A 23819-nucleotide genomic window follows, 5' to 3' on the forward strand; every position below is an offset into this window, starting at 1 on the left:
ATGTTGTGTACGACTCCAACCCTGTGGGAGCGGGCTTGCCCGCGAAAACGGCCGCAAGGACGCCCCATAACTGGTGACCCGAGCTAAATACGCACCAACAAGGTTCACTTTTCAATCCGAGCCCGGCGCCGCTACTGAAATAACCCACCAAACCGGCACTTGGCACGCTCCCTGCTTTTATCCCGTTACTCTCTGCCATGAATGACCAGGCAGACCGTTCAGGTGGTCAACGGCGATCACTCACAGAACAGGAAACAACACCAGGCAAAGGCGCCTGGAGCTTCGGCTCCAGGCGTTTTTTTTGCATTTTTTTTGCTGGGCCAGCCGTGATTGGCCGTGATCCGAGGAACCTCCATGAACGCTATCGTGAATGTCGAACGCCGCAAGAAACTGGTGATCGTTGGCAATGGCATGGTCGGGCATCACTGTGTCGAACAACTGATCGAACGCGGTGCCCTGCTGCACTTCGAACTGCATGTCTACGGCGAGGAATGGCAAGCGGCGTATGACCGCGTGCATCTCTCCGAATACTTTGCCGGCAAGGACGCCCATGCCCTCGCCCTCGGCGAACCGGGGTTGTACGAGCGCCACGGGGTCAACCTGCACCTGGGCGCCGAGGTCCTGGAAATCGACCGCGAACACCGGGAGATTGTCACCCGCTCCGGACGCCAGGCCTACGACCAACTGATTCTCGCCACCGGCTCCTACCCCTTCGTACCGCCGATTCCCGGTTCCGAAGGTTCGGCCCGCCTGGTCTACCGGACCCTCGACGATCTCGACGCGATCCGCGAGGCGGCCAGCGATGCCCGCCGTGGCGTGGTGGTCGGTGGCGGCCTGCTCGGGCTGGAGGCGGCCAACGCCCTCAAGTCCCTCGGCCTCGAAGCCCACGTGGTGGAGTTCGCTCCACGGCTGATGCCGGTGCAGTTGGACCATGATGGCGGCGCCGCGCTCAAGGCCCGCATCGAAAGCCTTGGCGTCGGTGTCCATCTGTCCCGCGCAACCCAGGAAATCGTTGCTGGCGAGGACTATCGCTATCGGATGAATTTTGACGGCGGCGAATTTCTTGAAACCGACCTGATCGTGTTCTCAGCGGGGATTCGCCCGCAGGACCTGCTGGGACGCAACAGCGGCCTGGAGATCGCACCACGGGGCGGTATCGTCGTCGACTCGCACTGCCAGACCAGCGACCCGGCCATCTCGGCCATCGGCGAATGCGCCTCGTGGAACGGCAGCGTCTTCGGTCTCGTGGCGCCGGGCTACAGCATGGCGCGCAATGTCGCGGCACGCCTTGCCGGGGCAACCTTCGACAGCTTCAACGGCGCCGACATGTCGACCAAGCTCAAGCTGCTCGGTGTCGACGTCGGCTCCATCGGCGATGCCCACGGCGCCACCCCCGGTGCGCGCAGCTATCGCTTTATCGATGAGGCCAATGCCAGTTACCGGCGCCTGGTGGTCGATGCCGAAGGCAAGAAAGTCATCGGCGCGGTGCTGGTGGGTGACAACAGCTACTACGATACCCTGCTGCAATACGTGCAGAACGCCATTGCCCTGCCCCAGGATCCGGCCGGCCTGATCCTGCCCCAGGGCGAGGGCGTACCGGCCCTGGGCGCCGATGCGTTGCCCGAGACCGCGACCATCTGCTCCTGCCACAACGTCACCAAGGGCGCGATCTGCTGCGCGATCGATGCCGGTTGCGGCGATCTCTCGACGCTCAAGGCACAGACCAAGGCAGCTACCGGCTGCGGCGGTTGCAGCGCCTTGCTCAAGCAGGTCTTCGAACATGAGTTGATCGCCCGTGGCGTGGCCGTGGACAAGAGCCTCTGCGAACACTTCGCCTACACCCGCCAGGAACTCTACGCGCTGGTGCGGGTGGGCCGGATCGAAACCTTCGAAGCCCTGCTCGAACAGCATGGCAAGGGCCATACCGGCTGCGATATCTGCAAGCCGGCGGTGGGCTCGATCCTCGCGTCCTGCTGGAATCGGCCGATCATGGACAAGTCATTGGTGCCGCTACAGGACACCAACGACACCTTCATGGCCAATATGCAGAAGAACGGCACCTATTCGATCATTCCGCGCATCGCCGCCGGCGAAATCACCCCGGACAAGCTGATCGCCCTCGGTGCCGTGGCGAAGAAATACGACCTCTATACCAAGATCACCGGCGGCCAGCGCATCGATCTGTTCGGCGCCCAACTGCATGAACTACCGCAGATCTGGGGCGAGCTGATCGACGCCGGTTTCGAGACCGGGCACGGCTACGGCAAATCCCTGCGCACGGTGAAATCCTGCGTCGGCAGCACCTGGTGTCGCTACGGCGTGCAGGACAGCGTGGCCATGGCCCTGCTTCTGGAGAATCGCTACAAGGGCCTGCGCGCGCCGCACAAGTTCAAGCTGGCGGTGTCCGGCTGCACCCGCGAATGCGCCGAAGCACAGAGCAAGGACATTGGCGTGATCGCCACCGAGAAAGGCTGGAACCTGTATGTCTGCGGTAACGGCGGCATGCGCCCGCGCCATGCCGAGCTGTTCGCCACCGACCTCGATGACGAGACCCTGATCCGCTACGTCGACCGCTTCCTGATGTTCTACATCCGCACCGCCGACCGCCTGCAACGCACCTCGGTCTGGCGCGAAAACCTGGAAGGCGGCCTCGATTTCCTCAAGGCGGTGATCATCGACGACAGCCTGGGCCTGGCCGCGGAACTGGAAAGTCAGTTGCAGCTGGTGGTCGATCGCTACGAATGCGAGTGGGCCAACGCGGTCAGCGACCCGGAAAAACTCAAGCGCTTCCGCACCTTCGTCAACGACCAGCGCAGCGATCCGGACATTCAGTTCGTCAAGGAACGCGAGCAGCGCCGGCCGGTGCGCGCACACGAACTCAACCTGATTCCCGCTCACGAGGAGGTGGTCTGATGGGCCAGCCGACAACACAACACAGCTTTGCCAACGACTTCCAGTGGCAGGCGGTCTGCCGTCGCGAGGACCTGGTGGAAAACTCCGGCGTGGTGGTCTGGTTCCACTGTGCCCAGGTAGCCCTGTTCTATCTGCCCGATGAAGCGCAGGGCCGGACCCTGTATGCCATCGACAACCGCGATCCGTTGTCCGGGGCGAATGTGATCGGTCGCGGCATCGTCGGCAATATCAAGGGGCAGCCGGTAATCGCCTCGCCGTTATACAAGCAGCACTTCAGCCTGGAGGATGGTATGTGCCTGGAGTACCCGGAACAACGGCTACGGGTATGGCCGGTACGCTGGGTCGGCGATGCGGTGGAGATCGCGGTGGTCTGAACGCCGCCGACGGGCAGCGTTTCAATGGGCCGGCGGCAGCTCAAGGGACTCGATATGCCGGTACTCGGCCTCGAGTTCACTGGCCAGTTGCCGCGCCCGGCCCAGGCGGATCGGCGCTTTCTCCAGGTCGATCAACAGCGTCGGACAGTTGAACGGTGCCGGTGCCGTCCAGGCCTTGAGGCGTCCATCGGTCAGCACCAGCACCCGCTGCTGCTCCAGGGCAAAGCGCTTTTGCCGTATGACCAACCACTCGCTCGCCTCCTGCAAGGCCGCCAGCAGGGGTGTGCCACCGCCCGCCCCCAAGGCCTCCAACCAGCCGCGCAGGCCACCGGAGGCCTTCAGGCCCTGGATCTGCCACTGCGGTCGCTGACCGCTGGCGGTCAGTAACGCCAAACGCGCGCGCTGGCGATAGGCATCGTCGAACAGTTGCGCCAGCAGGCCCTTGGCATCGCTGAGGGCCTGCTGGCGGCGGATGGACGCCGAGGCGTCGACAATCACCAGCCACAATTCATGGGGCGAACTGCTGCGCGGACGAAAACGCAGGTCATGCCGCATCCGGGGCCGGCCACCGAGCAGGGTCTCGACCCAACTGATCGCCCCGCCTTCGCCGGCCCGACTCGCACCCTGGCGCCCTTGTGGAACCCGACCCGCCCGGGCCTTGGCATTCGCCCCCGGCGTCAGTCGAGGGCGAATGCCTAAGGCTTTTTTGGCCAGCTCGGGATTTCCCGGCGAGCCCCCACCGGCAGGACCTGAGCCGGCAACTCGCCCCATTGCCCCAGGCCCTGGGCCGCGTTCGATTCATGTTGTGTGCTGCCGGCAGGACTCGATGCCGGGGCCGGCGGCGAACTTTCCCGGCGCCGATGACGCAGGGCAAACTCGGCGACCGCCTCGATATCCTCTTCGCCAATCCGCTGCGCGCCCCGCCAGGCGGCGTGGGCACGCGCTGCCCGCAACCAGACCAGGTCCGCGCGAAGGCCATCGACCCCGGCGGCAAAACAGCGCTCGGTGATCTGCGCCAGGGCCTGATCATCCAGGGCAATGGCCGGCAACAAGGCCCGCGCCTGTTGGCAACGCTGGCGCAGCGCCTGCTGCTGTTGTTCCCAGTGCTCGCAGAACGCCTGCGGATCACTGTCGAAATCCAGCCGGCGCCGAATGATCTGCCCCCGCTCGCTCGGCAGTGGCTGACCGCTCAAGGCCACATTCAGGCCGAATCGGTCGAGCAATTGCGGACGCAGTTCGCCTTCTTCCGGGTTCATCGTGCCGATCAGCACAAAGCGCGCCGCATGTCGGTGGGAAATGCCGTCGCGCTCCACCAGGTTGGTGCCGCTGGCCGCCACATCGAGCAGCAGGTCCACCAGATGATCGGCCAGCAGGTTGACCTCGTCGACATACAGGACGCCGCCGTCAGCCTTGGCCAGCACGCCGGGGGAAAATTGCGCGCGGCCCTCGCCCAGGGCCGCATCCAGGTCGAGGGTACCGACCAGACGCTCCTCTGTGGCGCCAAGGGGCAAGGTGACGAACTGCCCGCTGGCGAGCAGGTCCGCCAGCCCCCGGGCCAGGGTCGACTTGGCCATGCCGCGCGGCCCCTCGATCAGCACACCGCCGATCTTCGGGTCGATGGCGGTCAGGCACAGCGCCAGTTTCAGCGCATCGGCACCGACCACCGCCGACAGCGGGAAATGCGGGGAATCACTCATCGGGCATACACCTCAGGAATCTTCTTCTATATCCAGCAGCAGGTTTTCCAGGGCCTCGCGATAGGCACCGGGCTCACTCCACAAACCACGCTGCTGGGCTTCCAGCAGGCGTTCGGTCATATCCCGCAGGGCATGGGGATTGTGCTCGCGGACAAACTCGCGGGTGCCGGCATCGAGCAGATAGGCATCGGCCAGCAAGGCGTACTGGTGATCGTCGATCAAATGGGTGGCGGCATCGAAGGCGAACAGGTTGTCGACCGTCGCCGCCAGTTCGAAAGCGCCCTTGTAACCGTGGCGCTTGACCCCGTCAATCCACTTCGGATTGGCTGCGCGGGAGCGGATCACCCGGTTCAGCTCCTCCTTGAGGGTGCGTATCTTCGGCAGGTCGGGCTGGCTGTGGTCGCCATGGTAACTGGCCGCGCTTTCGCCGCTGAGGCTTTCCACGGCCGCCAGCATGCCACCCTGGAACTGGTAGTAATCGTTGGAGTCGAGCAGGTCGTGCTCGCGGTTGTCCTGGTTCTGCAGCACCGCCTGGACCTGGCTCAGGCGTCGGGCAAACAGGTCTCGGGCGGCCGTGCCTTCATCGGCGCCGCCATAGGCGTAGCCGCCCCAGTTCAGGTAGACCTCGGCAAGGTCGTCGCGGCTTTGCCACAGACGCCCGTCAATGGCGTTCTGCACGCCAGCGCCATAGGCCCCCGGCTTGGCCCCGAAGATCCGCCAGCCGGCCTGGCGCGCAGCCTGCTCCGTATCGAGCCCCTCGGCCTGCAACTGCTCGCGTTCGTGGCGTACCTTGGCCGCCAGCGGGTTCATGTCCACAGGCTCATCCAGTGCCGCCACCGCCTGTACCGCCGCGTCGAACAGGCGGATCAGGTTGGCGAAGGCATCGCGGAAAAAACCCGAGACCCGCAGGGTAACGTCCACTCGCGGACGGTCCAGCAGGCTCAGCGGCAGGATCTCGAAGTCGTCGACCCGCTGGCTGCCCGTGGCCCAGACCGGGCGCACGCCCATCAATGCCATGGCCTGGGCGATATCGTCGCCACCGGTGCGCATGGTCGCCGTGCCCCAGACCGACAGGCCGAGCTGGCGCAGATGATCGCCGTGGTCCTGCAGGTGCCGTTCGAGAATCAGGTTGGCGGATTGGAAACCGATACGCCAGGCCGTGGTGGTCGGCAGGTTGCGCACATCCACGGAAAAGAAATTGCGCCCGGTGGGCAGCACGTCGAGGCGTCCGCGACTCGGTGCACCACTCGGCCCGGCCGGCACGAAGCGTCCCTCCAGGGCCGCGAGCAAGCCTTGCATCTCGGCCGGGCCGCAGGCATCCAGGCGCGGCGCGACGTTGCTCAACAGGCCATCCATGATGCTGCGGACATCGGCCCAGGGTTCGCTGTCCGGCACAACGTTTGATCCGGCCAGGGATTGCTCGATCAGTTGCGCGGCATACAGTTCGAGGCGCTCGCGGCTGTCGCCGGCAGTGCGCCAGGCAGCATCGCCGAGGACCTGCAAGGCTTCGGGGCGGCGCCCGGTCCAGGGCTCGGCCAGGGCGCAATCGAGCGGGTCGAAACCCAGCTCGAAGGCCTTGGCCAGGGCGCGCAGCAGGCTCGACTGGGCACCACGGCCATCGCCCCGGGGAATCCGCAGCAGGGCCAACAGGGTGTCGATGCGCAGGCGCCCGTCCGGCGACTCGCCGAAGACGTGCAGGCCATCGCGAATCTGCGACTCTTTGAGGTCGCAGAGGTAGGTGTCCAGGCGCGGCAGCCAGATCGCCGCGTCGGCCTCGCTGTCCAGGCCGGCATCCAGTTGCAGTTCGCGGTCGATGCGGGTCTCGCGGACCAGCTTGAGAATATCTCGCTGCAACTCGCGGGCGCGGCGTGGATCGAGCAACTGCGCTTCGTAGTACTCGTCGGCCAGCAGTTCCAGGTCACGCAGCGGGCCGTAGGTTTGCGCCCGGGTCAGCGGCGGCATCAGGTGGTCGATGATCACCGCCTGGGTCCGGCGCTTGGCCTGGGCGCCCTCGCCCGGATCGTTGACGATAAACGGGTAGATATTCGGTAATGGCCCCAGCAGTGCATCCGGCCAGCAGTTTTCCGACAGGCCGACGCCCTTGCCCGGCAGCCATTCGAGGTTGCCGTGCTTGCCGACATGGATCACGCCATGGGCGCCGTAGACATGACGCAACCAGAAGTAGAACGCCAGGTAACCATGGGGCGGCACCAGGTCCGGGTCGTGGTACACCGCGCTGGCATCGACCTGATAACCCCGGGCCGGCTGGATGCCGACAAAGGTCAGACCGAAACGCAGGCCGGCGACCATCATCCGCCCGCCGCGGAACATCGGGTCGTTTTCCGCGCTGCCCCAGCGGGCGAGCACGGCCTGGCGATTGGCTTCGGGCAGGCGCTCGAACAGTGCCTGGTAGTCTGCCAGCGCCAGGCTCTGGTGACAGGGCCGCAGGTCAAGGCTGTCGAGGTCGTTACTGACCCCGCCGAGCAAGGCCTGGATCAGCCCGGTGCCGCTGGCGGGCAATTCCTCGCTCAACGGGTAGCCTCGGGCCTGCAATGCCCGCAGGATATTCAGGGCCGCCGCCGGCGTATCGAGACCGACGCCGTTGCCGATGCGCCCGTCACGGGTCGGGTAGTTGGCCAGGATCAGGGCGATGCGTTTGTCGCCATTGGCCACTTGTGCCAGTTCGACCCAGCGTCGCGCCAGTTCGGCGACAAAGTCCATGCGTTCGGGCTGCGGCCGGTAGCAGACCACGTCACTCTGGCTGCGCTCGCTGCGCCAGGCCAGGTCCTTGAAACTGATCGGCCGGCTGATGATCCGCCCGTCCAGCTCCGGCAAGGCGATATGCATTGCCAGATCCCGTGGTCCCAGTCCCTGCTCGCTGGCCTGCCAGCCGGGTTCGTTGTCCTGGGCGCAGATCGCCTGGATCACCGGTATATCGCGACGGAACGGGCGCAGATGCGGCGCTTCGGGGCTCGACTGGGCAAAGCCGGTGGTATTGAGGATCACCGCCGCCGCGACCTCGTCCAGCCAGTCCTCGACCACGGCCAGGCAAGCGGGCTCCTTGAGGCTCGCCACGGCAACCGGCAAGGGGTTCAGCCCGGCGTTCTGCAAACGCTGGCAGAACACGTCGATAAAGGCGGTATTGGCCGCCTGCAAGTGCGAGCGATAGAACAGCACCGCCGCCACCGGTAGATCGGCCTGCCAGTCAGCGCGCCAGTCAGCCAGTTGCGCGTCGCCAAGACGCGGATGATAGATCGCTGTGCGCGGCAAGGTCCGCGGTTCCTGCCAGGGGTAGTCGCGCCCCAGCCAGGTGGTCGCCAGGCAACGATACAACTGCAAGGCGTTGCCCAACCCGCCCTGGCGCAGGAAGTGCCAGAGTCGCTCGCCTTGCGCCGCCGGGACGTTGCTCAGGTCGCTCAGTTCGGGATCGGGACGGTCGTCGCCCGGCACCAGGATCAAGGTCACGCCGCGCTCGGCCAGTTGCACCAGGCGCTCGATACCATAACGCCAGTAACCGATGCCACCGTGCAGCGACAGCAGGATGACCTTGGCATGCTGCAGGACCTGGTCGACATAGAGATCGACCGAGGCATGATTCTGTACCTGCATCGGGTTGGCCAGACGCAGGCTGGGATAATCTTCGGGCAGTTGCTGCGCCGCGGCGGCGAGCAAGGCCAGGCTTGAATCGCCACTGCACAGGATCACCAGCTCGGCGGGGGTTTGTCCAAGGTCGGCGATATTGTCGTCCGACACGAAGCCGCCGGGCTGAGTCCTGAGCAGATGCATGGGATCAGGCCGTCAGCGCGTTGCGCAGGGTCGATTCGAGCAGCGCGGCATCCAGTTCCTGGCCGATCAGCACCAGGCGGGTGACCCGCGACTCGTCGGCGCCCCAGGCGCGGTCGAAGTGTTTGTCGAAGCGCGTGCCCACGCCCTGGATCAGCAGGCGCATCGGCTTGTTCGGAATCGCGGCGAAGCCCTTGACCCGCAGGATGCCGTGTTGCACCACCAGTTGGGTCAGGGCATCGAGCAGCAGGCTTTCGTCGGCTTGCGGCAACTCGATGGAGATCGAGTCGAAGGCATCGTGATCGTGGTCGTCATGATCTTCACTGTCACCGTCGTGGTGATGGTCATGGTGGCTGTGGCGGCCGTCGATATGCTCCTCGGAACCGGCACCCAGGCCCAGCAACACGTCCAGCGGCAGGCGGCCGCTGCTGGCTTCGATGACCTTCACCGCCGGCGGCAGCTCTTCGGCCACTTCCAGGCGGACCTTGGCCAGGTCTTCGGGGCTGATCAGGTCGGCCTTGTTGAGGATCACCAGGTCGGCACTCGACAGTTGGTCGGCGAACAGCTCGTGCAGCGGCGATTCATGGTCCAGGTTCGGGTCGAGCTTGCGCTGGGCATCCACCTGGTCGGGGAACGCGGCAAAGGTGCCGGCGGCCACGGCCGGGCTGTCGACCACGGTGATCACTGCGTCGACGGTGCAGGCACTGCGGATTTCCGGCCACTGGAAGGCCTGGACCAACGGCTTGGGCAGCGCCAGGCCGGAGGTTTCGATGAGGATATGGTCGAGGTCGCCGCGACGGGCCACCAGCTCGCGCATCACCGGGAAGAACTCTTCCTGCACGGTGCAGCACAGGCAGCCGTTGGCCAGTTCATAGACGCGGCCGTTGGCTTCTTCTTCGGTGCAGCCGATGGAGCACTGCTTGAGGATCTCGCCGTCGATACCGAGTTCACCGAACTCGTTGACGATCACCGCGATACGGCGGCCCTGGGCGTTGTCCAGCATATGGCGCAGCAAAGTGGTCTTGCCCGAGCCGAGGAAGCCGGTAACGATGGTGACGGGAAGTTTGGCCAGTGTTTTCATCGGATGCCCTTTGGCAAAAGTAGCGGGCATACGGGACGAAAGCCGCCGCCCTGGGGGCACGGAAAGGTTCGCCACCGGATCACCCCGCCCGGTTGTAGTGAGAATCTGTCACGAGGCAGGTCTCCTGGCTTGCGGTCGGGTGTCCGGAATCTTCCGTTCACCTTGTCTCGCGCCTTCCCGCCCAAGGGCAGTGGCCGTGCAAGACTGTCAAACCGCTCACAGTTGCGGGGGCAGCCGCGGCATACCGCGTTCCCTTCTTAGCTTCGGCCGGATACCGAAGAACCTCGAACCTGCAAGGCTACGCAGTGCATCGGAACAGGTCAATCTCGGCGGCCGCTGTGGTTTAATTGCGCCCCCTTCTCCTGCCCTGCCCGCTTCAAGGAAATGCTGCCCATGAGTGCCACCGACACCATCCACGTCCTGGTTATCGGTTATGTCTGGCCCGAACCCCGTTCCTCGGCCGCCGGCGGGCACATGATGCAGATCCTTGAAAGCTTCCTCGAAGCCGGTTGGCGCATCACCTTCGCCAGCCCCGCCAGCATCGGCGAACACAAGGCAGACCTGCAGGCTCTGGGCATCGCCGAGCAGGCCATCGAACTCAACAACAGCAGTTTCGACAGCTTTATCTCGGCCCTGCGGCCGGATGTGGTGCTGTTCGACCGTTTCATGATGGAGGAGCAGTTCGGCTGGCGGGTCGAGAAACATTGCCCCGACGCCCTGCGCGTGCTGGAGACCTCGGACCTGCAAAGCCTGCGCGATGCCCGCCAGCAGCAGCTCAAGGAGCGCCTGAAGGCCGATCCGGACCCGAACGACTTCACCGCGCTGTTCGCTCCCGAGCTGGGCGAAGTGTTCCGGCAGATGAGCGACACCGACCTGGCCCAGCGGGAAATCGCCGCGATCTATCGCTCGGACCTCAGCCTGATGATTTCCGATGTCGAGATCCAGTTGCTCACTGAGCAGTTCAGGGTGCCACCCGCCTTGCTGCATTGGTGTCCGCTGATGGTCGGGCAGCCCGAGGCGTTCAGCCCCTTCGAGGACCGCGCGCACTTCCTCAGCATCGGCAATTTCCGCCACGCGCCGAACTGGGACGCGGTGCTCTGGATGAAAACCACCCTTTGGCCGTTGATCCGCCAGCAACTGCCCGGTGCGCAGTTGCATGTCTATGGCGCCTACACACCACCGAAAGCGACGGCATTGCACAACCCCACCCAGGGTTTTCATGTGATGAACTGGGCCGAGGACGCCCTGCAGGTGATGAGTGCCGCGCGTATCTGCCTGGCGCCGCTGCGCTTTGGCGCCGGTATCAAGGGCAAGCTCGCCGATGCGATGCTTTGCGGCACACCGAATATCACCACGCCGATCGGTGCCGAGGCGATGCACGGCGAACTGCCCTGGCCCGGTGCCATCGCGACCAGCGCCGACGCCCTGGCGCAGGCGGCGGTCCGCCTGTACCGGGACCAGCCGTCATGGCTGCGGGCCCAGGCCGACGGCAAGGCCCTGCTGGCGGCCCGTTATGACCGCAGGTTCCACGGCCCGGCCCTGGTGGCACGCATCGAGCAGTGCCGGCAACAACTGGCGCAGCATCGACGCGACAACTTCACCGGCGCGATGCTGCGTCATCACCATCACAAGAGCACCCAGTACATGGCCCAGTGGATCGAAGCAAAAAACCGCATAGCCTGAAGGCCATATCGCTCATGACGCCTCGGCGAAAAGCCGGGCGATCTCGATCAGTTGCGGCTCCTGGTCCGGCACCAGCACCAGCGCCGAACGTGGCGGCAGGCGCCTTCCTTCCGGCGAGCGCAGGGTCTTCAGACTGAAGTTCACGGTGATCAGGGTGCCGTCGGCGAACACCGAACGTTGCAACTGGCGATCGGCCGACAGCACCTGGAAATCGCTCATGCGTTCGACGAACAGACGCTCGTGCAGTGGTCGGAACACCCGGTCATAGGCACTGATAAACGGCAGGTCGCGGGCGAGCACCCGATCATTGAGGTGATACAGCGGCGGCACCATGTACAGCAACTGCAGCAGCGCCGTGTGCTCGCGCTCGCTGGAAAACTTCAACGAGCTGTATTCCCAATGGTGCGTGCTGACCAGGCTGTCGTGGAGCACCAGCTGATACAACGGTAGCCGGAACTCCGCGGAAGTCACGAAGCGCGCGAGCGACGGCTTCAGGGGCACGGGCTTGAAGTACAGCGCCGGGGTTTCCGGCGGCCAGTAGCCGCCCCGGTAATAGACTGACTGCTTGTTCTTGCCGATATCCGGGTCCATCCAGGCAAACGGCTGGGTCGCGATGCCATGGCTGTAGGCGATGCTCGGCGCGTAGGACGCCAGCCCGCCCTCGCTACCCGTGACCAGGTCCAGTGTGCGGGTCGGAAACAACAACCGGCGGGTCCGCGCCTCGGCATCTTCACGTTCACTGGTTTCCCGGCCCGGGGTGTAGTCCTTGAGTTCGGGGCCGGCCGCATCGACATCGAGGAAATAGCTGTTGAGACGTGCCGCCCGCGCCACCGCGGAGATCCTTCGTTGCGCGTAGGGTTCGACCAGCCGGGCGTTGACATAGACGCCCCGACCGCTGAAACCGCGAACCTTGTCGCCCTTGCTGTCGCGATAACCGGCGGCCGCCAGTTCATCGCCCATCTGCGCCGTGGCCCAGGTCGCCCGCAGGTTCGAGGGGTGTGCGCTGCCATAGCTGTCGTAGACGGCCACCAGATAACCCGAGGCCTTGGCCGCCTCCACCGCTTCGGGGTGCCACATCGCGTCACGCCAGTCATCCGCGCCGAGCCAGGCCTTGGTCAGGCCGGCTTGCTGCAGGGCCGCCACGGTATCGAGCGACAGGCCGCCGCCCCAGCGTCGAGGCGCCATCAGCCAGGGGCCGAAGGCCTCGACCAATTGCTCGCGCACCACATGGCCCCAGACCACGTTGGCTGCCGGATCATGATTGCCCGGCAACGGCTCCACCGGTGCCGGCGGCAGTGCATGCTGCAACGCGGCATTCAGCGCACGGGTCACTTCGATCTTGCCGAAGGTCGATACAACGGCCTCCCGAGCTTCCGCTTCCAGCAGTGCAGCGACGAAATTTTCCCGCGCTTGTGGGTCGAATGCTTCCCACAAGCGTGAGGTCAGATGGCGGGGATCGGCCCGGCGCGCGGCAAAAAACTTCAGGAACGCCGGCCAGTCGGCAATATCCCCGGTTTTCAAGGGGCCGGCGCCCCACAGGTAGATATGCGGAGCGCCACCCAGCCTGGCGACCTGGGGCTGGCGCTCGATCTTCTGTTTCAACGAAACGAAGCGGCCGTGCTCCAGCAGCCACTGGCGATAGAAACGCGCGCCGTACAGAGGATCCCGCGGACCGATCGCCACGCTGACGGTATACGCCGCGCCCTCGGACAGCCGGTTGAACTCATGGCTGAGCCGGGGCAACGGTCGTTGATCCTGCTCGATCACGCTGAAACGGGTATCGAACGGGGTCTGCACCAGCCAGGTCACCGAATGATCCGCGCGCAGCTCGCTCCAGAACGGCATCGACAGCAGTCCGTTCAGCGCATCGGGCTCATAACGCCGTACCAGCCAGTCCAGCCATTGGCGATCGTCGCCGGGAATATAGCTGCCTTCGCCGAACGGTATGGCGTGGGCCTCGATGGCTTTTGCCTCCACGGGTCTGGGCCAGTCCAGGCGAGCCGGCTGAGCGGCCCTTACCGAGAGGCGCAACGCGTCCTGCTCGATCCCGACCTCGACCTGGAACTGTTCGGAGCCGTTGCGAATACGCCAGTGCCGGCCTGCCAGGTCGCTGATCCTTGCCGTCTCGGGGAACGCCGCCGCACTGAGTACCGAGACTTCGCCATTGTCGCGGCGCAAGGTCGTTTCCAGGGTGACCGGGTCGATGCTGAACGTCCCGCCACTGTAGGGCAGTTCGACCAGCGAATGTCCGAACGCAGGCAAACCGGTCAAGCACAGGACAAGCGTCAGGGGCAGCCACTGAAGTCGATCAATACCGAGTACGCAGTTCATGGCGTTATAAGAGTCTCGCAGGCGGTTTTTGAATGCTGCGGACACTAAACGACACTGCCTGCCTTCTCTGTAGGAACCGTCTCGTAGCAATACAGGAAAACCGCCCGATCAATGCCAGCGTACTTACTGATCCGGATTCAGGGGCCGACGCAGCAGGTAAGTGTCCATGATCCAGCCCTTGCTCAACCTGGCAGCCTCGCGCAGCTCGCGAATTCGCCCCTGCACCTCGTGCAGCTTGCCGCTCACCAGCAGTTCGTCCTCAGTGCCCAGGTATGCCCCCCAGTAGATTTCCAGCTCTTGATCGGCGAACTGGCCGAAAGCACAGTGCGCATCGAGCATTACCACCACGTTGTCCAGATCGGCAGCCTCCAGGCGTCTGCCCGTGGTGATACGGATCGGCTCGCCGATGCGGTTCAGGGGAATGCGGTGGCGTGCCGCCAGGGCCTGCACGCTGCTGATCCCGGGAATCACCTCGACCTCGAACACCGGACCGCCGAGGGCCACGACCCGATCGAGGATGCGCAGGGTGCTGTCATACAGTCCCGGCTCGCCCCAGACCAGAAAGGCGCCGCACTCGTTCTCGGCCAGTTCCTCGTCGATCAGCCGCGCGAACAGCTCCGCGCGCTGTGCATGCCAGCGCTCGACACCGGCCTGGTAGGTCACCTCATTGTCTTCACGCAGCGGATCGCTGACCTGCACCAGGCGATAACCCGGCTGCTCGATATACCGCTGGCAGATCTCCTTGCGCAAACGCACCAGTTCATCCTTGGCCTCGCCCTTGTCCAGCAGGAAGAATACCGAGGCGCGGTTCAGGGCCTTGATGGCCTGTACGGTGATCTGTTCGGGATGACCGGAACCGATACCAATCAATAGAACGCTCTTCACTGTTTTGCTCCTGAATAGAGGGACCGCAACGCCATGGCGGGCAGGTTCGGCTGATCCGACCGTCTGTACAAGGCTGGCAGCCGGCTCGCGAAGGAGGCATTATCGGGTAGCGATAACAATAAAAGCGCCTCCAATGACCCGAACAGCCCGCGTCACCGATCCTTCCTATGAACTGATGGACGACCATAATGGCCTGTCCATCATCTATCGCCAGCATGGTTTTCCCTGCCCGCTGGTGCGTTGGCACTTCCACAAGGAATACGAGCTGCACCTGATCGTCGCCAGCTCAGGCAAGGTCTTCATCGGCGACTATATCGGCAATTTCTACCCGCAGAGCCTGTTCCTCACCGGCCCCAACCTGCCCCACAACTGGATCAGTCAGGTGGCCGAGGACGAAGTGGTGCCCAAGCGCGACATGCTGGTGAACTTCACCGAGGAGCTGTTCGAGGAAGGACACCAGATTTTTGCCGAGCTGAAAACCCTGACGCCGTTGCTCGAGCGCGCCCAATACGGCATCGAGTTCCGCTGCAAGGACACCATTCGCCAGGCCACGCAACTGATGCAGCGTATCGCCGATGCCCAGGGCGTAACGCGCCTGGGGCACTTCCTGATCCTGCTGGAACTGCTCAGCGGCTGCACCGATTACCAGTTGCTCTCCGGGGCCACCACCCCGCAGCTGGCCGACGAGAACAATATCGACCGCACCAACCGCGCAGTGGACTACATCTTTGCCCACTACGCCCGCGAACTGCCGCTGGAAGAGGTCGCCGAGTACCTGGGGATGAAACCAACGTACTTTTCCCGGGTGTTCAAGCAGGCCACGGGGCGCTGCTTCGTCGAATTCGTCAATCGCCTGCGGATCAGCAAGTCCTGCGAACTGCTGGCCGACGGCGACAAACCAGTGACCGATGTGTGTTTCGAGTCCGGTTTCAACAATATTTCCAACTTCAACCGACGTTTCCAGCAGCTCAAGGGCATGACCCCCTCCCATTATCGACGCCTGGTGGTGCAACGCCTGACCGAGCAGAACCTCGGCTGAAAAGCCAATACTGATCGTTCCCCCGGTCCCCGTGGGAATGCAGCCCGTGACGCTGTGGGAGCGGGCTTGCCCGCGAAGCCTTTGAAGCGGACGCAGAGCGTCCAGCGAGGCATTCCCACGCGGAGCGTGGGAACGATCAAAATGATCAAACAGGAAAGATCAGGCGTTCGGCTGACGCTTTTTTGCAGCCGAACCTGTACTGATTTACCCCTCCCCCAAGGCCTGATTCCGAGCCATCCCCTCCCGAGCAGCTGTTTCCCAGACCTGCGACATTCCGCCTCAGTGCAAAAAAGTACCGATTAAAGTGTCGTCAAGGATTTGTCAGCCAGGCGATTGAGGGCTGTAATCATCTGCAGATTCTTCCAGGACACCGGAAGACACAAAAACAATAAACCGACCTTCGACCGCCGCCGCGCGCAAGAAGAGGAGTGTTCGATGAAAGCCATTGCAAAAGCTCTGCTCGTCTCTACCTGCCTGACCATCAGTGGCGTCAGTTTCGGCGCCCAGACCCTGACCATCGCCACCGTCAACAACAGCGACATGATTCGCATGCAGAAGCTCTCGAAGACTTTCGAGGCCGAGCACCCGGATATCAAGCTGAACTGGGTGGTCCTCGAAGAAAACGTCCTGCGCCAGCGCCTGACCACCGATATCGCCACCCAGGGTGGCCAGTTCGACGTGCTGACCATCGGCATGTACGAAGCCGCGCTCTGGGGCGCCAAGGGCTGGCTGGAACCCATGACCAACCTGCCCGCCGCCTACGATATCGACGATGTCTTCCCTTCGGTACGCGACGGCCTGTCGGTCAAGGGCACCCTGTTCGCCCTGCCGTTCTACGCCGAAAGTTCCATGACCTACTACCGCACCGACCTGTTCAAGGACGCCGGGCTGACCATGCCCGAGCGCCCGACCTGGGAACAGATCGGCGAGTTCGCCGCCAAGCTCAACCATCCCGAGAAGGAGCAGTACGGTATCTGCCTGCGCGGCAAGGCAGGCTGGGGTGAGAACATGGCGCTGATCACCACCGTCGCCAACGCCTATGGCGCACGCTGGTTCGATGAGAAATGGCAGCCGGAATTCAACGGCCCCGAGTGGAAGAACGCCCTGAACTTCTACGTCGACACCATGAAGAAGTCCGGCCCGCCCGGCGCTTCGAGCAACGGCTTCAACGAAAACCTGGCGCTGTTCAACAGCGGCAAGTGCGCCATGTGGGTCGATGCCAGCGTCGCCGGCTCCTTCGTCACCGACAAGACCCAGAGCAAGGTCAGCGATCACGTCGGCTTTACCTACGCACCGCACCAGGTCACCGAGAAAGGTTCGGCCTGGCTCTACTCCTGGGCCCTGGCGATCCCGACCAGCTCCAAGGCCAAGGACGCGGCGAAGACCTTCAGCAGCTGGGCCACCTCCAAGGAATACGGGGCACTGGTGGCCAAGGAAGACGGTATCGCCAACGTACCGCCGGGCACCCGGGCCTCGACCTACAGCGACGCTTACATGAAGGCCGCGCCGTTCGCCAAAATCACTCTGGAATCGCTCAAGGCCGCCAACCCGAAAGACCCGAGCGCCAAGCCCGTGCCTTATGTCGGGATCCAGCTGGTGACCATTCCCGAGTTCCAGGCTGTCGGTACCCAGGTCGGCAAGCAGTTCTCCGCCGCCCTGACCGGCCAGACCACCGTCGACAAAGCCCTGGCCGATGCCCAGACCTTCACCGAACGTGAAATGAAACGCGCGGGATATCCGAAGTAACAGGGACACACCGTCCCCTGCAGGAGCCGGCTTGCCGGCGATGAGGCCCTTGAGCCTTGCGGCAATCGTTCGGTCGCTATCGCTAAGCCAGCTCCTGCAGATTGCCCGCTCCTTGTACCTAATCGGTTTTGAACACCATGAATACCTCCACTGCCAAAGCCCATATGGATATACCCCAGCCGCTGCGCAAAAGCCGTCTGCGTAATCCCGGCTGGTTTCTGGTCTCGCCCTCGGTCGGTCTGTTGCTGCTGTGGATGATCGTGCCCCTGGGCATGACCATCTACTTTTCGCTGATCCGCTACAACCTGCTCTATCCGGGCGAAAACCAGTTTGTCGGCCTGGAAAACTACACCTACTTCCTCACCGATTCGGGCTTCCTGCCCGGCGCCACCAATACCCTGTTGCTGGTGGGCAGCGTGCTGCTGATCAGCGTGGTGTTCGGCGTACTGATCTCGGCCCTGCTGGAAGCTTCCGAGTTCCTCGGTCGCGGTATCGTCCGGGTCCTGCTGATCTCGCCCTTTTTCATCATGCCCACCGTCGGCGCATTGATCTGGAAAAACCTGATTTTCCACCCGGTCTCGGGGATTCTCGCCGCGCTGTGGCGCCTGTTCGGCGCGCAACCGGTGGACTGGCTGGCCCATTACCCGCTGCTGTCGATCATCATCATCGTCTCCTGGCAGTGGCTACCCTTCGCCATCCTGATCCTGATGACCGCCATGCAGTCCCTGGACCAGGAACAGAAAGAAGCCGCGCGCCTGGACGGTGCCGGTCCGGTAGCGATCTTCTGGCACCTGACCCTGCCGCACCTGGCCCGGCCGATCGCCGTGGTGGTGATGATCGAAACCATCTTCCTGCTCTCGGTGTTCGCCGAAATCTTCACCACCACCAACGGTGGTCCGGGTTATGCCTCGACCAACCTGGCGTACCTGATCTACAACCAGGCCCTGGTGCAGTTCGATGTCGGCATGGCTTCGGCCGGCGGCCTGATCGCCGTGATCATCGCCAATATCGCCGCGATCATCCTGGTGCGGATGATCGGCAAAAACCTGACAGACAAGCCTTGAGGCCCGCGCCATGACCCTCACACTCAAACAATCCCGGCGCCTGCAAAGCGTGCTGCTCGGCATCCTGGCCTGGGCCATCGCGATCCTGATCTTCTTCCCGATCTTCTGGATGGTGCTGACCAGCTTCAAGACCGAGATCGACGCGTTCGCCACGCCGCCGCAGTTCTTCTTCACCCCGACGCTGGAGAACTACCTGCATATCCAGGAGCGCAGTGACTACTTCCACTTCGCCTGGAACTCGGTGGTGATCTCCTTCAGCGCCACGCTGCTGTGCATGCTGATCGCGGTGCCTGCGGCCTACTCCATGGCGTTCTACGAAACCCAGCGGACCAAGCGCACCCTGCTGTGGATGCTCTCCACCAAGATGCTGCCGCCGGTGGGCGTGCTGATGCCGATCTACCTGCTGGCCAAGTCCTTCGGGCTGCTCGACACACGCATCGCGCTGATCGTGATCTACACCCTGATCAACCTGCCGATCGTGGTCTGGATGGTGTACACCTACTTCAAGGACATCCCCAAGGACATCCTCGAAGCCGCCCGCCTCGACGGTGCCACGCTGCTGCAGGAAATGGTCCGGGTGCTGCTGCCGATCAGCAAGGGCGGGCTCGCCTCGACCATGCTGCTGTCGTTGATCCTGTGCTGGAACGAAGCGTTCTGGTCGCTGAACCTGACCTCTTCCAATGCCGCGCCGCTGACCGCGTTGATCGCTTCCTACTCGAGCCCCGAGGGCTTGTTCTGGGCCAAGCTGTCCGCCGTCTCGACCCTGGCCTGCGCACCGATCCTGATCTTCGGCTGGATCAGCCAGAAACAACTGGTACGCGGCCTGTCCTTCGGTGCCGTGAAGTAAATCAGCATTTTTTGAACAAAACAGAACCCGTGCAGGAGCTGGCTTGCCAGCGATAGCGACCGAACGGTTGCCGCAAGGCTCAAGGGCCTCATCGCCGGCAAGCCGGCTCCCACAGGGATTCGCAGCGAACTTCAAAAGGAGCCTCACCATGGCCAACCTGAAAATCAAGAATCTGCAAAAAGGCTTCGAAGGTTTTTCCATCATCAAGGGCATCGATCTGGAAGTCCGCGACCGTGAATTCGTGGTCTTCGTCGGCCCGTCCGGCTGCGGCAAGTCCACCCTGCTGCGGTTGATCGCCGGGCTGGAGGAAGTCACCTCCGGCACCATCGAACTGGACGGTCGCGATATCACCGAAGTCAGCCCGGCCAAGCGCGACCTGGCGATGGTGTTCCAGACCTACGCCCTGTATCCGCACATGAGCGTGCGCAAGAACATGTCCTTCGCCCTCGACCTGGCCGGCGTGGCCAAGGCCGATGTCGAGCGCAAGGTCAACGAAGCCGCGCGTATCCTCGAACTCGGTCCGTTGCTCGAACGCAAGCCCAAGCAACTCTCCGGCGGCCAGCGTCAGCGGGTCGCCATCGGCCGGGCGATCGTGCGCAATCCGAAGATCTTCCTGTTCGACGAACCGCTGTCCAACCTCGACGCCGCCCTGCGCGTGCAGATGCGCCTGGAACTGGCGCGCCTGCACAAGGAACTGCAGGCAACCATGATCTACGTGACCCACGACCAGGTCGAAGCCATGACCCTGGCCGACAAGGTGGTGGTCCTCAACAGCGGTCGCGTCGAACAGGTCGGCTCGCCCCTGGAGCTCTATCATTCGCCGGCCAACCTGTTTGTCGCCGGCTTCCTCGGCACACCGAAGATGGGCTTCCTCAAGGGCAAGGTCAGTCGCATCGACGGCCAGGGCTGTGAAGTCGAACTGGAGGCCGGCACCCGCATCAGTCTGCCCCACAGTGGCGCCAGCCTCAGCGTCGGCAGCCCGGTGACCCTGGGCATCCGCCCGGAACACCTGGAAATCGCCAGCCCCGGGGATTGCACCCTGCAAGTCACCGCCGATGTCGGCGAGCGCCTCGGCAGCGACACCTTCTGCCATGTCGTGACCCGCTCCGGCGAGCCGCTGACCATGCGCATCCGCGGTGACCTGGCCAGCCAGTACGGCGAGACGCTCAACCTGCACCTGGACAGCACCCACTGCCACCTATTCGATGCCGACGGCGTTGCGGTCGCCCGCCCGCTGCGCGCTGCCGCCTGATTGACGACGCCTGATTGACGAGAGCTCCTTGCAATGAACCTGAACAAACAGAACCTGCACAACCTGGCCCCCGAAGTCGCGCTGCCTCAATACGCCGCGACCAACACCCGGCAAGGCATCGCCCACATCGGCGTCGGCGGCTTTCACCGCGCCCACCAGGCTTACTACACCGACGCCCTGATGAACCTCGGCGAGGGCCTGGACTGGAGCATCTGCGGCGTCGGCCTGCGCAAGGAAGACCAGGGCGTCCGTGATGCCCTGGCGGCCCAGGACTACCTCTACACCCTCTATGAACTGGGCGACGGCGACGACACCGAAACCCGCGTGATCGCCTCCATCAGCGGCATGCTGCTGGCCCAGGACGACGCCCAGGCGCTGATCGACAAGCTGGCCTCGCCGCAGATCCGTATCGTCTCGCTGACCATCACCGAGGGCGGCTACTGCATCGACGACAGCAACGGCGAATTCATGAGCCACCTGCCGCAGATCCAGCACGACCTGCGCCACCCGGATCAACCACAGACCGTCTTCGGCTTCCTCTGCGCGGCCCTGGCCAAGCGCCGCGCCAACGGCATTGCAGCCTTCACCCTGATGTCCTGCGATAACCTGCCGCACAACGGCGCGGTGACCCGCAAGGCTCTGCTGGCCTTCGCCGCCCTGCGCGATGCCGACCTGCGCGACTGGATCGCCGGGCATGTCAGCTTCCCCAACGCCATGGTCGACCGCATCACCCCGATGACCAGCGCCGCCCATCGCCTGCAACTGCATGACGAGCATGGTGTCGACGACGCCTGGCCGGTGGTCTGCGAACCCTTTGTGCAGTGGGTCCTGGAAGACAAGTTCGTCGATGGCCGGCCGGCCTGGGAAAAGGTCGGCGTGCAGTTCACCGACGACGTCACGCCCTATGAGGAGATGAAGATCAAGCTGCTCAACGGCAGCCACCTGGCCCTCACCTACCTGGGCTTCCTCAAGGGCTACCGCTTCGTCCACGAAACCATGAACGACCCGCTGTTCGTGGCCTATATGCGTGCCTACATGGACCTGGACGTGACCCCGCAACTGGCGCCGGTACCGGGGATCGACCTGACCGACTACAAGAACACCCTGGTCGAGCGTTTCTCCAACCAGGCGATTGCCGACCAGTTGGAGCGGGTCTGCTCCGACGGTTCGTCGAAGTTTCCCAAGTTCACCATCCCGACCATCAACCGGCTGATCGCCGATGGTCGCGAAACCGAACGCGCGGCGCTGGTGGTGGCGGCCTGGGCCCTGTACCTCAAGGGTGTCGATGAAAACGGTACGACCTACCGCATTCCCGATCCGCGGGCCGAGTTCTGTCAGGCGCTGGTGGCCGATGACAGCCTGATCGTGCAGCGCTTGCTGGCGGTGGAAGAAATCTTCGGCACGGCGATTGCGCAATCGAAGGAGTTTGTCGCGGCCTTCGAAAACTGCTTCAACAGCTTGCGCGAAGTGGGCGTGAGCAAGACACTGGAGCGCTTGTTGGCCAAGGCCAATTGAATGTGTGATGGCTCCTTGTAGGAGCCGGCTTGCCGGCTCGGAAATGTGTGATGGCTCCTACAGTTTTGTGTCCAGGCAAGATTGAGTGATCAATTCACAACCACCAGGCACCTCCATGAAGCAGAAACTCTACCTCGGTATCGATTGCGGCACCCAAGGCACCAAGGCGATTGTCCTCGACACCGTCAGCGGCCAGGTGCTTGGCCAGGGCTCGGCCCCCCACAGCATGATCAGCGGCGCCCATGGCCGTCGTGAGCAGGACACCGGTGAATGGCTGCAGGCGTTTGTCCTCGCCACCCGCCAGGCGTTGCAGGTCGCCGGGGTCGACGGCCAGGCAATCCTCGGCATCGGCGTCTCCGGTCAGCAGCACGGTCTGGTGCTGCTCGACGAGCAAGGCCAGGTCCTGCGTCCGGCCAAGCTCTGGTGCGACACCGAAACCACCCCGGAAAACCAGCGCCTGCTGGAACACCTGGGCGGCGAAACAGGTTCGCTCGAACGCCTGGGCCTGGTGATCGCCCCCGGCTACACGGTGTCCAAGCTGCTCTGGACCAAGGAACAGCATCCCGAGTTGTTCGCCCGGATCGCCCATATCCTGCTGCCCCACGACTACCTCAACTACTGGCTGACCGGTCGCGCTTGCGCGGAGTACGGCGATGCCTCCGGCAGTGGTTACTTCGATGTGCGCCAGCGCGGCTGGGACCTGCAACTGCTGCGCGATATCGACCCCAGCGGGCGCCTGCAGGCGGCCCTGCCGGAGCTGCTGGAGGCCCACCAGCCGGTCGGTCGGGTCCTGCCGGAAATCGCCCGGCAACTGGGGATCAACCCCGACGCCCTGGTCTCCAGCGGCGGCGGCGACAACATGATGGGCGCCATCGGCACCGGCAATATCCGCCTGGGCGTGATCACCATGAGCCTGGGTTCCTCCGGCACCGTCTACGCCTACGCCGAACGGCCGCTGATCAGTCCCGATGCCTCGGTGGCGGCGTTCTGCTCCTCCAGCGGCGGCTGGTTGCCGCTGATCTGCACCATGAACCTGACCAACGCCACCGGCGCGGTGCGCGAGCTGTTCAATCTCGGACTCGATGACTTCAATGCCCGGGTCAATGAGGCGCCCATCGGCGCCGATGGCGTCAGCATGCTGCCGTTCCTCAATGGCGAGCGGGTGCCCGCCCTGCCCCAGGCCACCGGTAGCCTGCTCGGCCTGACGCTGACCAACCTGACCCAGGCCAACCTGTGCCGGGCCGTGGTCGAAGGCACCACGTTCGGCCTGCGCTACGGCCTCGACCTGCTGCGCGGCAACGGCCTGCAAAGCCACGGTATCCGCCTGATCGGCGGCGGCGCGAAAAGCGCGGTCTGGCGACAGATGGTCGCCGATATCATGGACACCCCGGTGGTCTGCACCGAGCAGAGCGAAGCCGCTGCCCTCGGTGCCGCGATCCAGGCTGCCTGGTGCCAATCCGGGGCGATTCACAGCCTGGCCGAACTGTGCGACCGTTGCGTCAGCCTCGACGCCGCCAGCGAAACCCGGCCGATCCCGGCCAATGTCAGCGCCTATCAACCGATTTATCACCGCTACCGCCAACAGGTCGCGGTCATTCAAGAGTAAGCA

At 64.0% G+C, this 23819-nt stretch carries 16 protein-coding genes and 1 riboswitch; of the genes, 10 read left to right on the top strand and 6 right to left on the bottom strand.

Annotated features, from left to right (window positions below):
* The first annotated feature begins 354 nt into the window (after positions 1–354).
* Together nirB and nirD are read left to right on the top strand one after the other, a co-directional pair.
* Positions 355–2913: a nitrite reductase large subunit NirB gene (nirB, locus tag HX851_RS41105; protein ID WP_177056832.1), complete on the top strand. Its 2559-nt coding sequence runs from the start codon at positions 355–357 to the stop codon at positions 2911–2913.
* Complete coding sequence (gene nirD, locus HX851_RS41110; RefSeq protein WP_177056831.1) at positions 2913–3287, top strand: nitrite reductase small subunit NirD; 375 nt, start codon at positions 2913–2915, stop codon at positions 3285–3287. The genes nirB and nirD overlap by 1 nt, the downstream gene beginning before the upstream one ends.
* Positions 3288–3308: 21 nt before the next feature.
* Here nirD and HX851_RS41115 read toward each other — a convergent pair whose 3' ends face one another.
* The 4 genes from HX851_RS41115 to cobW are packed head-to-tail and all read right to left on the bottom strand — an operon-like array spanning position 3309 to position 9848.
* On the bottom strand, positions 3309–4058 hold the full coding sequence (locus HX851_RS41115; RefSeq protein WP_177056830.1) for a vWA domain-containing protein: 750 nt from the start codon (positions 4056–4058) through the stop codon (positions 3309–3311).
* Positions 3983–4984, bottom strand: a complete 1002-nt coding sequence (locus HX851_RS41120; protein ID WP_177056829.1) for a magnesium chelatase ATPase subunit I — start codon at positions 4982–4984, stop codon at positions 3983–3985. The genes HX851_RS41115 and HX851_RS41120 overlap by 76 nt, the downstream gene beginning before the upstream one ends.
* 12 nt (positions 4985–4996) lie before the next feature.
* On the bottom strand, positions 4997–8770 hold the full coding sequence (cobN, locus tag HX851_RS41125) for a cobaltochelatase subunit CobN (protein ID WP_177063859.1): 3774 nt from the start codon (positions 8768–8770) through the stop codon (positions 4997–4999).
* Positions 8771–8774: 4 nt separating this feature from the next.
* Entirely contained in the window at positions 8775–9848 is a 1074-nt protein-coding gene (cobW, locus tag HX851_RS41130) for a cobalamin biosynthesis protein CobW (protein WP_177056827.1), read from the bottom strand.
* A 97-nt stretch (positions 9849–9945) separates the two neighbouring features.
* Positions 9946–10150: riboswitch (cobalamin riboswitch) on the bottom strand.
* Positions 10151–10241: 91 nt separating this feature from the next.
* Here cobW and HX851_RS41135 point away from each other — a divergent pair.
* Positions 10242–11531: a glycosyltransferase gene (locus HX851_RS41135; protein WP_177063860.1), complete on the top strand. Its 1290-nt coding sequence runs from the start codon at positions 10242–10244 to the stop codon at positions 11529–11531.
* A 12-nt stretch (positions 11532–11543) separates the two neighbouring features.
* Here the strand turns inward: HX851_RS41135 and HX851_RS41140 are convergent, their stop codons facing one another.
* Together HX851_RS41140 and cobF are read right to left on the bottom strand one after the other, a co-directional pair.
* Entirely contained in the window at positions 11544–13802 is a 2259-nt protein-coding gene (locus tag HX851_RS41140) for a glycoside hydrolase (RefSeq protein ID WP_256262742.1), read from the bottom strand.
* Between the two features lie 183 nt (positions 13803–13985).
* A complete protein-coding gene (gene cobF / locus HX851_RS41145; RefSeq protein ID WP_177063862.1) occupies positions 13986–14747 on the bottom strand; it encodes a precorrin-6A synthase (deacetylating) in 762 nt (253 codons plus the stop codon).
* Between the two features lie 133 nt (positions 14748–14880).
* Here cobF and HX851_RS41150 point away from each other — a divergent pair, with 133 nt between their 5' ends.
* From HX851_RS41150 to xylB, 7 genes are all read left to right on the top strand, one after another.
* The gene (locus tag HX851_RS41150; protein ID WP_177056823.1) at positions 14881–15786 is read left to right on the top strand and encodes an AraC family transcriptional regulator; all 906 of its coding nucleotides are present in this window, start codon (positions 14881–14883) and stop codon (positions 15784–15786) included.
* Positions 15787–16221: 435 nt separating this feature from the next.
* Positions 16222–17532, top strand: coding sequence for an ABC transporter substrate-binding protein (locus HX851_RS41155; protein ID WP_177056822.1), 1311 nt, complete (start codon positions 16222–16224; stop codon positions 17530–17532).
* A gap of 137 nt (positions 17533–17669) precedes the next feature.
* On the top strand, positions 17670–18596 hold the full coding sequence (locus HX851_RS41160) for a carbohydrate ABC transporter permease (protein ID WP_177056821.1): 927 nt from the start codon (positions 17670–17672) through the stop codon (positions 18594–18596).
* 10 nt (positions 18597–18606) lie between these two features.
* Positions 18607–19443, top strand: coding sequence for a carbohydrate ABC transporter permease (locus HX851_RS41165; protein WP_177056820.1), 837 nt, complete (start codon positions 18607–18609; stop codon positions 19441–19443).
* A gap of 148 nt (positions 19444–19591) precedes the next feature.
* Positions 19592–20695, top strand: coding sequence for an ABC transporter ATP-binding protein (locus HX851_RS41170; RefSeq protein ID WP_177056819.1), 1104 nt, complete (start codon positions 19592–19594; stop codon positions 20693–20695).
* A gap of 33 nt (positions 20696–20728) precedes the next feature.
* Complete coding sequence (locus HX851_RS41175; RefSeq protein WP_177063863.1) at positions 20729–22210, top strand: mannitol dehydrogenase family protein; 1482 nt, start codon at positions 20729–20731, stop codon at positions 22208–22210.
* Positions 22211–22325: 115 nt separating this feature from the next.
* Positions 22326–23816 (top strand): xylulokinase, encoded by a 1491-nt coding sequence (gene xylB, locus HX851_RS41180; RefSeq protein ID WP_177063864.1) that lies wholly within the window; start codon positions 22326–22328, stop codon positions 23814–23816.
* The last annotated feature ends 3 nt before the right edge of the window (positions 23817–23819 follow it).

Origin of the sequence: Pseudomonas gingeri (assembly GCF_013385635.1) — a bacterium.
Lineage (GTDB): Bacteria > Pseudomonadota > Gammaproteobacteria > Pseudomonadales > Pseudomonadaceae > Aquipseudomonas > Aquipseudomonas gingeri_A.

Coding starts and splice junctions, on each gene's coding strand:
- nirB (WP_177056832.1), top strand. CDS start 355: ATGAACGCTATCGTGAATGTCGAACGCCGCAAGAAACTGGTGATCGTT.
- nirD (WP_177056831.1), top strand. CDS start 2,913: ATGGGCCAGCCGACAACACAACACAGCTTTGCCAACGACTTCCAGTGG.
- HX851_RS41115 (WP_177056830.1), bottom strand. CDS start 4,058: ATGGGGCGAGTTGCCGGCTCAGGTCCTGCCGGTGGGGGCTCGCCGGGA.
- HX851_RS41120 (WP_177056829.1), bottom strand. CDS start 4,984: ATGAGTGATTCCCCGCATTTCCCGCTGTCGGCGGTGGTCGGTGCCGAT.
- cobN (WP_177063859.1), bottom strand. CDS start 8,770: ATGCATCTGCTCAGGACTCAGCCCGGCGGCTTCGTGTCGGACGACAAT.
- cobW (WP_177056827.1), bottom strand. CDS start 9,848: ATGAAAACACTGGCCAAACTTCCCGTCACCATCGTTACCGGCTTCCTC.
- HX851_RS41135 (WP_177063860.1), top strand. CDS start 10,242: ATGAGTGCCACCGACACCATCCACGTCCTGGTTATCGGTTATGTCTGG.
- HX851_RS41150 (WP_177056823.1), top strand. CDS start 14,881: ATGACCCGAACAGCCCGCGTCACCGATCCTTCCTATGAACTGATGGAC.
- HX851_RS41155 (WP_177056822.1), top strand. CDS start 16,222: ATGAAAGCCATTGCAAAAGCTCTGCTCGTCTCTACCTGCCTGACCATC.
- HX851_RS41160 (WP_177056821.1), top strand. CDS start 17,670: ATGAATACCTCCACTGCCAAAGCCCATATGGATATACCCCAGCCGCTG.
- HX851_RS41165 (WP_177056820.1), top strand. CDS start 18,607: ATGACCCTCACACTCAAACAATCCCGGCGCCTGCAAAGCGTGCTGCTC.
- HX851_RS41170 (WP_177056819.1), top strand. CDS start 19,592: ATGGCCAACCTGAAAATCAAGAATCTGCAAAAAGGCTTCGAAGGTTTT.
- HX851_RS41175 (WP_177063863.1), top strand. CDS start 20,729: ATGAACCTGAACAAACAGAACCTGCACAACCTGGCCCCCGAAGTCGCG.
- xylB (WP_177063864.1), top strand. CDS start 22,326: ATGAAGCAGAAACTCTACCTCGGTATCGATTGCGGCACCCAAGGCACC.